The 12,469-nt window shown below is 55.8% G+C and carries 7 protein-coding genes; 1 reads left to right on the top strand and 6 read right to left on the bottom strand.

Going from position 1 to position 12,469, the window contains the following annotated elements; genetic code table 11:
• Positions 1-983: 983 nt before the first annotated feature.
• The 4 genes from MON37_RS09975 to MON37_RS09960 all read right to left on the bottom strand — a co-directional run bounded on the left by MON37_RS09975 (position 984) and on the right by MON37_RS09960 (position 7,039).
• Entirely contained in the window at positions 984-1,799 is an 816-nt protein-coding gene (locus MON37_RS09975; RefSeq protein ID WP_039407642.1) for an alpha/beta hydrolase, read from the bottom strand.
• A gap of 375 nt (positions 1,800-2,174) precedes the next feature.
• Entirely contained in the window at positions 2,175-4,283 is a 2,109-nt protein-coding gene (locus tag MON37_RS09970) for a TonB-dependent siderophore receptor (RefSeq protein ID WP_039407639.1), read from the bottom strand.
• Between the two features lie 167 nt (positions 4,284-4,450).
• Entirely contained in the window at positions 4,451-5,782 is a 1,332-nt protein-coding gene (locus tag MON37_RS09965; protein WP_039407636.1) for an MFS transporter, read from the bottom strand.
• Between the two features lie 219 nt (positions 5,783-6,001).
• Entirely contained in the window at positions 6,002-7,039 is a 1,038-nt protein-coding gene (locus MON37_RS09960; protein WP_039407632.1) for a LacI family DNA-binding transcriptional regulator, read from the bottom strand.
• A gap of 297 nt (positions 7,040-7,336) precedes the next feature.
• On the opposite strand from MON37_RS09960, the gene pgi reads away from it, so the two are divergent.
• Positions 7,337-8,965 carry a glucose-6-phosphate isomerase gene (gene pgi, locus MON37_RS09955; RefSeq protein ID WP_039407629.1) on the top strand — a complete coding sequence of 543 codons (1,629 nt, stop codon included), beginning with the start codon at positions 7,337-7,339 and terminating at the stop codon, positions 8,963-8,965.
• A 124-nt stretch (positions 8,966-9,089) separates the two neighbouring features.
• Here pgi and MON37_RS09950 read toward each other — a convergent pair whose 3' ends face one another.
• Together MON37_RS09950 and glnE are read right to left on the bottom strand one after the other, a co-directional pair.
• Positions 9,090-9,602, bottom strand: coding sequence for an SH3 domain-containing protein (locus MON37_RS09950; RefSeq protein ID WP_039407626.1), 513 nt, complete (start codon positions 9,600-9,602; stop codon positions 9,090-9,092).
• A gap of 90 nt (positions 9,603-9,692) precedes the next feature.
• Positions 9,693-12,383, bottom strand: coding sequence for a bifunctional [glutamate--ammonia ligase]-adenylyl-L-tyrosine phosphorylase/[glutamate--ammonia-ligase] adenylyltransferase (glnE, locus tag MON37_RS09945; protein WP_039407623.1), 2,691 nt, complete (start codon positions 12,381-12,383; stop codon positions 9,693-9,695).
• Between the last annotated feature and the right edge of the window lie 86 nt (positions 12,384-12,469).

Below are 12,469 nucleotides of genomic sequence, written 5' to 3'. Positions count from 1 at the left end.
CGAGAGGAATGCCGAAATGGATGCCCATTCGGCTGTTGTTTGATTCAGATTATTAAACAGCAGATTTCGTGGGCGCAGCCCACGCTACTTGGGTTGTCCCAAGCCTGTATTGATTGAATAAACGAGGTCGTCTGAAAACAAGCGTGAACGAGTTTCTCTAAAACTCAAATCTCAAAGTTTTCAGACGACCTTATTTTTACCTGCAACCTACTCCCTCTCCCGTCCGGCGGGAGAGGGCTGGGGAGAGGGTGGCTCTACGGGTTGTACGAATTTATTTGACTTAGACCCACAAAGCCACCCCCATCCTAACCTTCCCCCGCTAGACGGGGGAAGGGACAAGTTGCCGTTGCGGCAACGAGTAGCGTGGGCTTTGCCCACGAGATGAAAGCCGAAATGAATGCCCATTCGGCTGTTGTTTGATTCAGATTATTAAACAGCAGATTTCGTGGGCGCAGCCCACGCTACTTGGGTTATCTCAAGTCTGTTTTGATTGAATAAACAAGGTCGTCTGAAAACGAGAGTGAACGAGTTTCTCTAAAACTCAACTCTCAGGGTTTTCAGACGACCTTATTTTTACCTGCAACCTGCCCCCTCTCCCGTCTGGCGGGAGAGGGCTGGGGAGAGGGTGGCTCTACGGTTTGCACGAATTTGCTTTACCTAAACCTCAAAAGCCACCCCCATCCTAACCTTCCCCCGCCGGACGGGGGAAGGGACAGGTTGTCGTTGCCACAACGAGTAGCGTGGGCTTTGCCCACGAGATGAAAGCCAAAATGGATACCCATTCGGCTGTTGTCTGATTTTGATTATTGGATGATAGATTTCGTGGACGCTGCCCACGCTACGGGTTGGATTTCCAATTTAATTGAATAAAACCTGCGTTGATTGCATAAAAGATGAATCCAAGGTCGTCTGAAAATCCCCAACTGCCATCACTCAAGCCGTATTCCTGTTTGCTGGGCATACGGCTTGTCGTTTCTGCCGGTTTATTTCTTCTGCCACGCTTGGCGGAGGTATTCGATGTGGTCGGGGAGGGCGTAGAAGGGCGTGTTGCCGTGGTTGGCGTTGGGGTAGAGGGTAAATTGTGCGTCTGCGCCGAGGTGTTGGAGGGTGCCGGCAAGCAGTTTGGCTTGGGCGACCATTTCTCTGCCGATTTGTTCGGGGCGGTTGCTGCGGCCTTCGTGTTCGCCGACGCTGATGCGGACGGCGGTGTCGGTGGGAAGGGCGGACGGGAGGAAGTCGAGGACGCGGCGGTTGTGCCACCAGACGGAGGGGGAGGCGAGCAGGTTGTGTTTGAAGCGGTCGGGGGCGGTGAAGAGGGAATAGAGTCCGAACAATGCGCCGAAGGAGTGTCCGAACAGGGCTTGTTCTTTGGGGTTGACGGGGTATTTGGCGGCAAGGGTCGGGGCAAGTTCGTGGTCGAGGAAGGTGGCGAAGCGGTCTGCTTGTCCGTATTGGCGGCGTTCTGCTTCGGTGGCGGTTTCGGGCAGGGGCGGGGTGTAGTCGAGGGCGCGCTGTGTTAGGTCGCGGACTTCGCCGTTGGGGTAGCCGATGCTGACGATGAGGCAGGCGGCGCGGCTTCGGGTCATTGGGTTGATGAGCAGGGATTGCGCCATGCTGAGGGCGGCGGGAAAGAAGGCGTCGCCGTCGAGGATATGGAGGACGGGATAGCCTTGTGGGGGCGGGTTGCCGATGGCGGCGGTTTGGATGCGGTAGCTGCGGCCGGTGTGCTCGGATCGGATGTGGGTTTCTTCGGCTTGCAGCAGGCGGGCGGCTTGCCAGTGTGCGGTGCGTGAGGTCATGGCGGGGTTGTCGGTTGTGTTGGTGGGGTGTGTTGTGTTATCGGGTTGTCGGATGTTTCAGACGACCTTTGGGCTGCGTCTGCTGTTTTTTCTATAGTGGATTAACTTTAAACCAGTATGGCGTTGCCTCGCCTTAGCTCAAAGAGAACGATTCTCTAAGGTGCTGAAGCACCAAGTGAATCGGTTCCGTACCATCTGTACTGTCTGCGGCTTCGTCGCCTTGTCCTGATTTTTGTTAATCCACTATATTTGAATACATGGACATAAATGATAAAACCGGACAGGTGGTGTTCCCTGCCTGTCCGGTCTGTTTCCGTAATGTGTTGGTCTTCTGGTTTTTGGCGGTGATTTGTTTTCCTTTTGCTTTTCCCGTTTTTAGAAGTCGTAGCGGAGGTTCGCCATCAGGCTGCGCTCCGAGCCGGGAATGTTGAAGGTGTTCGCGCTGCCGACGCGGGCGTAGTAGTGGCGGTTGAAGATGTTGTCGGCGTTGATTTGCAGCTTCAGCTTAGGCGTGAAACGGTATGCCGCCATGGCGTCGAAGGTGGCGTAGCCGCCTGCACGCAGCCCTGCCGCAGAGGAGATGCTGCTCATCGCGTTCACGCCGCCGCCAAGGGTCAGCTTGGGCGTAACTTCATAAGTCGTCCACAGGTTTGCGCTGTGTTTGGGCATCAGCAGGAAGATGCCGTCGTCGCGCGAGTTGGCGGCGGTTTTGATTTGGCTGTGCAGATAGCTGTAACCTGCGTGGATTTGCCATTTCGGTGTAATCGCGCCGCTGATTTCGGTCTCAACGCCTTCCATCACGCGTTTGCCCAATGCGGCATAACGGGTGTTGCGGTTGTTCGGGTTCAGCGGTGCGGCGGCGTTTTTGTCTTTCAGGCGGTAGAGGGAGACGCGGGTGTTGAGGCGGTCGTCCATGTAGCTGCCTTTGTAGCCGACTTCAAACTGGTTGCCTTCGCGCGGTTTGAGCAGGTTGCCGTCAGTGCCGAGGCTGGTTTGCGGCGTGTAGAGTTGGGAGAAGCTGGCGTAGAGGCTGTTGTTGTCGTTCAGGTCGTAAACCGCGCCTGCATAGCCGGTGAACTTGGTTTTGCTGGCTTTGTGCAACTCGTCGCCGTCGCCCGCTTCGATTTTGTAGTGTCCCAAACGCCAGCCGCCGATGAGCGACAGTCTGTCGACCGGATGGAAGACGGATTTGCCGTAAATGCCGAATTCGTCAAGGTTTTCGGTAGCGACGGTATGGCTGTAACCGCGCGCGCCGGCACGGGCGTTCTGCATCAGGTTGACATAGGGAACAGAGTGGAAATCGCCCAAGGCAACATTACGCGCAACGGCTGCACGGCCTTGTTCGTTGGTGCTGCGCAGGCGGTTGTAGTCCGCGCCGACGACGAGTTCGTTTGCGGTGTTGCCCAAGGCAAACGGACGGCTGTAACTTGCGTCAACTGCGAAGGCTTTTTGTTTGATTTCCGTGCCTAAGCCGACGACGTTTGCCTTATTGTCGGCAGAAAGTTTGTTGGCGGCGAAAGTGTAGTTAGAGTCGGCATCGCGGTCGGAATAGCGCATACCGATTTTGCCGTATCCGCCGTCGTCAAAATAATGTTTCAAATCGGCGAACACGTCATGGCTGTTCATTTTAAATTTGTTCCAATCCGCGCCGACAAAGGTGTGGTTGGGCAGGGACAGCAAATTGCCGCTGCTGCCGACGGGCAGACCGTTGTATGGAGCGAGGTGGCGTTGTTGGTAGAGATAGCCTACGCCCAAAGTCGTGTCGGGGTTGATGTCCCAATCCGCCGCCGCATAGAAGGTTTCGTGGTGGTTGTTTTTCTCGGCAGGACGGGGAGACGCGCCCGAAGTCTGCGCCATCACACGGCCGCGGACGCTGCCGTCGGCGTTCAGAGGTCCTGAAACATCGGCTTCGGCTTTATATTGTTTGTGCGTACCGAACCCTGCCGCCGCATGGCCTTGGAACTCTTTGGTCGGGCGTTTGCGCACCAAATTCACAATACCGCCCATCTCGCCACTGCTGTCGAACAAGCCGCTCGGACCGCGCATCACTTCGACGCGGTCGAAGGCGAACAGGTTGGGCAATGTACCATTGATACTCTGCATCTGTGCGGGCAGGCCGTCGATGTTGTATTCGCTGTATTCGTAACCGCGCGCATAAACCGACGAGCGTCCGTCGTCATTGCTCAACACGCGCAGACCCGGCGTTTTGCGCGCCAACTGGTCAAAGGTATCGACGTTGCGGTCTTTTACCTGCTGGTTGGTGATGATGCTGACGGATTGCGGAATCTCGCGTAAAGATGCGGGGATTTTTGTGCCGACAGTGGCGGCAAACGAGCTGTAATCGCCGTTTTTCTCGGTGGCAATCGCGTTATACGAACGCTGCCCCTGAACATGGACAGTATCCAGCTCGGCCGTTTCGGCGGCAAATACAGTGGAAGATAAAGCGGCCACAACGGCGGCAGCGGTCAAGTTGGGACGGAACATCAATTTCTCCGGTCTTTTACAAATGAGAATTGTTGTATTTTATATTTTTGATGACTGACATTGTGGAAAAAAACTATCGTTTTCCCGACAATCTTTTGTGAATATGCGACAAGGTCGTCTGAAAACCTCAATTTGGGTTTCAGACGACCTTGTCGCAACTGCTTGAATCAGCTTGCCGATTCTACGCCATAAGGTTTGTTTGACGTTTTGATGGTCAGGGTCAGTACGGCGGCGATGGCGAGGAAGACGCCGGCGAAGGTCATGGCGTTGGACGGGTTTGCACCGAGGAAGGTGTCATAGATCCAACCGAAGGTAACGGTTTCAATCAGCATCGGAATCACAATCATCATGTTGACGATGCCCATATACACGCCGTAGCGTTCTTTCGGGATGGAGTGTACGACAATCATAAACGGCACGCCCATCATACTTGCCCAGCCGATACCGAAGCCGATCATCGGGGCGAACATCAGGTATTTATTGGTGATGTGCGGGATGGTTAAGAGGGCGAGCGATGCCAGGATAACGGCAAAGGCGTGGACATATTTCGCGGCATATTTACGCGCCATCCACATCAGTCCGAAGGCGGAAACGAAGGTTACGACATTGTAAAAACCGTTGACCAAACCGGTCCATGCCACTGCCTGTTCATAGGCAGCCTGGTCGGCAGATGTCGAACCCCAGACGGATTTGACGATACTGTGGGAGATGTATTGCCAGTAGATGAAGAGGGCGTACCATTGGAAGAGGTAAACGGAGGCAAGCTGCCACAGTGGAGTAGGCATTTCCTTAATGGCTGTGCCGATGTCTTTGACGGCGTGGACGGGGCCTCTAGGTTGGGCTTTGATTGCCGCCATTTCTTCGGGAGAAGGTTCGTGTTCGGGCGTGGACAATACGGTTACTAAAACAGAGCCGATGGAGCAGACGGCGCCGATATAGAACGAGCCGAATACCCAGTAGGGGATACCTGCTTCGGAGGTTTGTTGCAGCCAGCCGATTTGTTGGAAGATGTAGAGCGATACGTTGGCAAGGGTAATGCCCAAGCCGGTGAACACGGACTGCATCAAAAAGCCGGTGGATTGTTGGTGTTCGGGGACGGTATCGGCGATGAAGGCGCGGAAGGGTTCCATGGCGGTGTTGTTGCTGATGTCCAAGAGCCACAGCAGCAATACGGCAACCCACAATGCGGTAACGTGCGGATAGATGAAGAGGCAGAGGCTGCAACCGATGGCTCCGATTAAGAAATACGGGCGGCGGCGTCCCAAGCCGGGAATCCAGGTGCGGTCGCTCATGGCACCGATAAGGGGTTGAACGAGCAAGCCGGTAATCGGACCTGCCATATTCAGAATAGGCAGTTGGCCGGGGTCGGCATGTAAGAAACTGAAAATCGGGTTGATGGCGGTTTGCTGCAAACCGAAGCTGTATTGGATGCCGAAGAAGCCGAAGTTCATCAGCATAATCTGGCGAAGCGTCATCGATACTTGTGGGGAAATCTTCATTTTGAAGCGACTCCTGGACTTTGTAAGAAGAAAACATGGAACAACAAACTGCGGGAAACACTGCATAATCGAAGCGGTTGGGCCGCTTTCTTTATTCTTTGGCGTATCGTATTGATACGTTGCAAATGGATAGCGTGATGCGTTGTTTGTGTTTTCAGACGACCTTTTGTTGTCGTATTGTGTCTGCCTCATAAAGCAGACGTCGTCTGAAAGAATGTTTTACTTCAATGCCGTGACCGACTGCCGCCAAATCGTTTCTCCGACAACCCGAACGGGCGGACGGGCGGTTTCTTTGGTCTCGATAATGTCGAACAGGATTTCCGCCGCCAGCGCGCCCATGCGCATATAGGGCAGCTCGGTGCTGGTCAGCGGCGGGAACAGGGTTTCGGCAATCGCGCTGTGGTTGTCGTAACCTGCCACCGATACCTGCTCCGGAACGCGTACGCCGCGCGTCCTCAAAATGCCGTAAACGCGGACCGCCATTTCGTCGTTGCCGCAGCAAATGACCGTCGGCGGGTCGGCAAGCGACAATAATTTCAATACTGCCGCAATCAAAGGCTCGCTGTCGTTGGCAAAGTCGGTGATGCCGGTTTGCACCAAGTCAGGATCGAACACCATGTCCGATTCGTCTAAAGCGCGGCGGTAGCCCGCCAAACGCAGCCGCGTCGCTTCTGCTCCCGCCTGTAAAGTAATGTAGGCGATACGGCGGTGTCCGTGACGGATGATGTTGCGTACCAAATCGTATTGCCCGCGCTCGTCGTCCGGTAAAACCGACGGCGTACCCGCCGCGTCGAAACAGTTGACCAAAACCATCGGGCAGCGGTTGGGCATTTCGGGCAGGACGATTTCGCGGTGCGATTCGGTTACATACAAAATGCCTTCCGCGCGGTGTTCCATAAACGTCCTGACCAAAGGGTCGATTTGCTCGTAGCGGTTGTCCGTATCCGCAATAATCAGCGTTTTGCCCGCTTCGCGGATTTTCTGCTGGATACCTTTGATTAAAAACATATCCGGCAGACCGTGTACTCCGCCGTATTCGCCCGTGCGCGAGATGGCGCCGGTAATCAGTCCGACCAAGTCCGAACGGTTCGACCGCATCACCCGCGCCGCCGAAGACGGGATATAACCCAAAGCGGCAATTGCTGTTTCGACTTTTGCACGGGTTTTATCGCTGACCGGCGCATCGCCGTTGATGACGCGGCTGACCGTTTTGGGTGAGACGCCCGCATAAGCAGCAACATCATAAATTGTAGCCATCTTACGACTCCCGCCTCATCCCTGTTTCATTTGATTACGAAGCATATCACACCTGACATCGGTGTCATACTGAAAATTTTAAAAAACTTTGATGAAAATCAAGCACATCATTTGCATATTGCATACAATTCTTAACTGAATTGCTTACCCGTATCCGGCAAACCCGCGCCGTCTTGTTAAACTACATTAAACTACAAAAAAATCATTAAGTAGCGAACCAATCAGCCGCGGTACAATCTATAACTAAATCACATCCCGCCAAATGAGCGGAGCGAACCCAATCCCGAAGGAAACCCGATGACCGCATTTACCGAAGCATGGCAAGCCCTTGAACAACACCGGCTCGACACACAACACCTCCACCTGCGCGACCGCTTCGCCGCCGAACCCGACCGCTTCGGCAATATGCACGAAACCCTCGACGGCCTCCTCTTCGATTACAGCAAAAACCGCCTCGGCGAAGACACTTTGCAACTTTTGTGCCGCCTTGCCGAAGCCTCGCCCCTAGCCGGACAAATGCACGCCATGCAAAACGGCGAAAAAATCAACCTCAGCGAACACCGCGCCGTCCTCCATACCGCCTTGCGCCTGCCGCCCGACGCCGCGCCCGTTTACGTTGACGGCGAAAACATCCTCCCCAAAATCCACCGCGAACTCGACCGCGCCCTCGCCTTCGCCGAATCACTCAACAACGGCAGCCACAGAGGCATCACCGACAAACCCATCACCGACTTCGTCCACATCGGCATAGGCGGCTCCGACCTCGGCCCCAGAATGTGCGTAGAAGCCCTCAAAGCCTACCGCCAAAACATCCGCGTCCACTTCGTCAGCAATTCAGACGACGCCGACATCAGCCGCACACTCGCCCACCTCAAACCCGAAACCACCGTATTCAGCATCGCCAGCAAATCCTTCCGCACGCCCGAAACCCTGCTCAACGCCTACGCCGCCCGCGCATGGTATCGGGATGCAGGTTTGCCCGAATCCGGCATCTACCGCCACTTCTGCGCCATTTCCTCCGACGTTGCCGCCGCCCGAAACTTCGGCATCGCACCCGACAACGTCTTCGCCATGTTCGACTGGGTCGGCGGACGCTATTCCGTCTGGTCAACCATCGGCCTGCCCGTCATGGTCGCCGTCAGCACAGACCGCTTCCGCGAACTCCTCGCCGGCGCGCACGCCATGGACACCCACTTCTTCCAAACCCCCTACCGCCGCAACATCCCCGTCCTCATGGCGCTCATCAGCATCTGGTACAACAACTTCCAGCACGCCGACGGACAAACCGCCGTCCCATACAGCCACAACCTGCGCCACCTCCCCTCGTGGCTCAACCAGCTCGACATGGAAAGCCTCGGCAAAAACCGCACTGCCGACGGCCGTCCCGTCCCTCACACCACAGGCGGCATCGTCTTCGGCGAAGAAGGCGTCAACTGCCAGCACGCCTATTTCCAACTCCTCCACCAAGGCACACGGCTCATCCCCTGCGACTTCATCGTCCCCATGACCACCGCCTACGGCATCAACCGCCAACACCGCTTCACCGTCGCCAACGCCTTCGCCCAAGCCGAAGCCCTGATGAAAGGCAAAACCCTCGAAGAAGCCCGCGCCGAGCTTGCCGACCTGCCCGAAGCCGAACGCGAACGCCTCGCCCCGCAAAAAGAATTCCCCGGCAACCGCCCGAGCAACAGCCTCCTCCTCAGCGCCACCGACCCCCGCCGCCTCGGCATGCTCATGGCGGCATACGAACACCGCACCTTCGTCCAAGGCGCGGTTTGGGGCATCAACCCCTTCGACCAATGGGGCGTCGAATACGGCAAAGAACTCGCCAAAACCATCGAACCCGAACTCGAACGCGGCAACCCGCAGCACGACAGCTCCACCAACGGCCTCATCGCCTTCTACCGCGCCAGCCAAAACCGATAGGCAGTTCAAACATAAAAGGTCGTCTGAAAACCTACATCGGGTTTTCAGACGACCTTTTGCTCTGTTATGGGCAGAGTAACTCGGATGATGCTCATACTACGGCTGATTGTCGCGAGTGGAACGATTAATCTATACGTTTTAGCTGGCTTTTGTGGATATATCCTTGAATTGATACATTGTTACCGTCTTCGTTTTTTTCTGTGTAAGCCCCCTGATTGCTGTACCACAACCAGTCGCCTTTTCTGAAAGTTGGGGCAATCTGTACACGCGTTCCGTTTGGGAGTGTTTTGATGATTTCGCCTTGGCTGATCGGTTCTTCGGGGTAGCTGTTGTTACGGACGTTTGCCGATCCGTCAGGGCTGGCGACAACATAATTGTGCACGATAAAACCTTGGCTTTGATGGACGTAGCCTGTACGGATTCCATCTAATTGAATATGAAACCATTTACCCTGTTTCCTGAGTATTTTGTGTTTTCTGCTTTCATAATTCAGTACCGTCATGATTTTGCTGCGTGTATCAGGAGCAACACGAACGTTTGCAGAGCCATCGCATTCGGTATGAGGCAAAAAGTAATCAGCGGCTTTGGCTGCTGCCGACGACAGTAAAACCGTTAAAAACAGTGCCATTTTCTTCATGGTTGGTTTTCCTTATATGTTTAGAGTGCGTTTGCTGTGGCGGTAAATTGTGTTGCCGTGCAGCTTTTGACGCTGAATACGTCCGCCTGCTTATCCGAACTTCACTTCTGCCCCGAACACTTCCCGCCACAATTTCCTGACATTGCCGTAATGTGCCAGCAATTCGTCGGTTACTTCGGTTTTTTCCGCGTCGCGCAGTTTGGTGTTGTGTTGCTGCTGGCGGTAGAAGCGGTAGGCGGTGCGGCTTTGTTCGGCGAGGGTTTTGTCGATGAGGCCGCAGTCGGCGGCGATGTTCAAGAGGGCGATGTTGCCGTAGTTGTCGAGGAGTTGCGGATATTTTCGGGCATGGGCAAGGATGAGGTATTGGACGATAAATTCGACGTCGACCACGCCGCCGCGCGCGTATTTGACGTTGCTGTCGGCAGGCGGATGGGTGGGGAACATTTTTTCGCGCATTTCGATGATTTCGCCTGCCAAGGCGGTTTGGTCGCGCTCGGCGGTGAGGATTTCGGTGCGGATGCGGTCGAAGGCCGTCTGAATTTCGGGTGTGCCGCAGATGAAGCGGGCGCGGGTGAGGGACTGGTGTTCCCACGTCCAGGCGTTTTCGCGCTGGTATTTTTCGAAGGCGGCGATGCTGTGGGCGAGGAAGCCGGCGTCGCCGTTGGGGCGTAGGCGCAGGTCGGTTTCGTAGAGGCTGCCTGCGCCGGTGGCGGCGGAAAGCCAGTTGGTCAGGCGGCGGGCAAGGCGGCTGTATACGTCGCCTGCGTCGGGATGGGGATCGTCGTAGAGGTAGACGAGGTCGAGGTCGGAGGCGTAGCCGAGTTCTTTGCCGCCGAGTTTGCCGTAGCCGACGACGGCGAATTGCGGGGTGTCGCGGTGTTTTTTGGGCATGTCCGCCCACGCGCACGGCAGGGCGGCGGCGAGGATGGTGTCGGCGAGGGCGGAGAGTTGGTCGGAGAGGGATTCTACCGTCCACAGTCCGGCGAGGTCTTGGACGGCGAGGCGGAAGACTTGGGCGTGTTGGAAGCGGCGCAGGGTGTCCATTTGCGCTTCGGTGTCGCCGCCGCAGGCTTTGAGGTCGTCTGAAAGGGCGGCGGCGAGGGCTTGCCAGTCGAACGCGGTATCCAAAAGCTGCGCGCTGATGAGTTCGTCCAACAGAATCGGATATTTGCTCAGATACGCCGCCACCCATGAGCTTTGGCTCATAATCTGCGCCAGCTGCGCCAAGGTCTGCGGATGTTCGTTGAGGAAGGCGAGATAGGCGGATCGGCGGCTGATGTTTTCGAGGAAGTCAAACAGCCGCATCAGCGTATCGGTCGGGTTGTTTTGCTCGGCCGCCGCCTGTACGAACAGCGGCACAATGGCGTCAAAACGCGGCTGGGCGTGGGCGGAAAGGTGGCGGTATTTATGACCGTTGCGGATTTGGTCGAGCCTTGCGGCGATGGTTTCGGCATCGAACCCGTGTTCTTTCAGACGACCTTGCCGTTCTTCTTCGTCGGGTTTTTCCTGCCATGCCCATTGCCATTCGCTGTTGTCTTGCGTTTGCTCTTCGGGTTCGCTCAAAATCTCGTTGAACAACTGATTGACCTTGGCGCGGTGGGCGTTGAGGTCGTCTGAAAAGGCGGCGTAGCTGTCGAAACCCATGCTTTCGGCGAGCAGTTGCTGCTGTTCGGGCGAGGAGGGCAGGGTTTGGGTTTGTTGGTCATCCCAGTATTGCAGGCGGTGTTCAACGTCGCGCAGGAAGCGGTAGGCGGCAAGCAGGGTTTCAACGTTTTCAGACGGCATGATGCCCAGCTCGGCAAGTTTCTTCAGCGTTTCCTGTGTGCCTTTCAGTTGCAGCGCGCGCATTTGGCCGCCGCGTATCATTTGGAAAATTTGGGCGATAAATTCGACTTCACGGATGCCGCCCGCGCCGAGTTTGATGTTGTCCGCCATGCCTTTTTTGCTGACTTCGCTGCGGATTTGGCGGTGCAGGTTCCGCATTGCTTCATACGCGCTGTAATCCAGATATTTGCGGAACACAAAGGGGCGCACCAGTGCTTTGATGTCGTTCGGATACGGCGTAACCACGCGGCCTTTGCACCACGCATAGCGCTCCCATTCGCGCCCCTGCGTAATCAGGTATTGCTCCAGCGCGGTTTCACTCAACACCAGCGCGCCCGAATCGCCGTCCGGCCGCAGCCGCATATCGACGCGGAACACCTGCCCGTCGGCGGTGATGTCGTTCAGCAGCGCAATCAGTTTTTGTCCGACTTTGGTGAAAAACTCCTGATTGCCCCGTTCGCGCCTGCCGTCGGTGTCGCCAGATTCGGGATAGATGAAAATCAAATCGATGTCGGAAGACACGTTCAACTCATAGCCGCCCGCCTTGCCCATCGCCACCACGCTCAAATGCTGCGGCGATTTGGTATAACGCCCGATCGGCGTGCCGTACATGTCCCGATAATAGGCGTAGGCGAAATCCAGCGCGGTATTGACGGCAAAATCGGCAAACAGCGTAATCGTGCGGGTAACTTCGTGCAAATCGCTGATACGGTTTATATCGCGCACGATAATCTGCGACACCGCATAACGGCGCAACTCGCGCAACTGCCGCGCCAATTCTTCATCGTTTTCTTCCGCGCGGATTTGGTCCCAATCGGCAAAGGCTTGGAAATCCGCTTCGGTTAAAACCTTGTCCAACATGGGCAGGAAAATTTCGGGCTTGAGTTTGCCGTTGTCGAGCTGGCGGGCGAGGAACAGGGAATGGCGGCGGGCGGTGTCGAGGCGGTTGTCGGACATTTCGGATTCCGTTTGGAAGGATGACGGGAATGGTATGGTGGATTAACTTTAAATCAGGACAAGGCGAGGCAATGCCGTACCGGTTT

The sequence above is a fragment of the Morococcus cerebrosus genome, from assembly GCF_022749515.1.
Classification (GTDB): Bacteria; Pseudomonadota; Gammaproteobacteria; order Burkholderiales; family Neisseriaceae; genus Neisseria; species Neisseria cerebrosa.
The sequence above is the reverse complement of the archived record's forward strand: the minus strand, read 5'-3'. Positions and strand labels throughout refer to the sequence as shown.

Excerpts from the sequence above, each read along its gene's own strand:
- pgi (WP_039407629.1), top strand. The coding sequence starts at position 7,337 with ATGACCGCATTTACCGAAGCATGGCAAGCCCTTGAACAACACCGGCTC.
- MON37_RS09965 (WP_039407636.1), bottom strand. The coding sequence starts at position 5,782 with ATGAAGATTTCCCCACAAGTATCGATGACGCTTCGCCAGATTATGCTG.
- MON37_RS09950 (WP_039407626.1), bottom strand. The coding sequence starts at position 9,602 with ATGAAGAAAATGGCACTGTTTTTAACGGTTTTACTGTCGTCGGCAGCA.
- MON37_RS09975 (WP_039407642.1), bottom strand. The coding sequence starts at position 1,799 with ATGACCTCACGCACCGCACACTGGCAAGCCGCCCGCCTGCTGCAAGCC.
- MON37_RS09960 (WP_039407632.1), bottom strand. The coding sequence starts at position 7,039 with ATGGCTACAATTTATGATGTTGCTGCTTATGCGGGCGTCTCACCCAAA.
- MON37_RS09970 (WP_039407639.1), bottom strand. The coding sequence starts at position 4,283 with ATGTTCCGTCCCAACTTGACCGCTGCCGCCGTTGTGGCCGCTTTATCT.
- glnE (WP_039407623.1), bottom strand. The coding sequence starts at position 12,383 with ATGTCCGACAACCGCCTCGACACCGCCCGCCGCCATTCCCTGTTCCTC.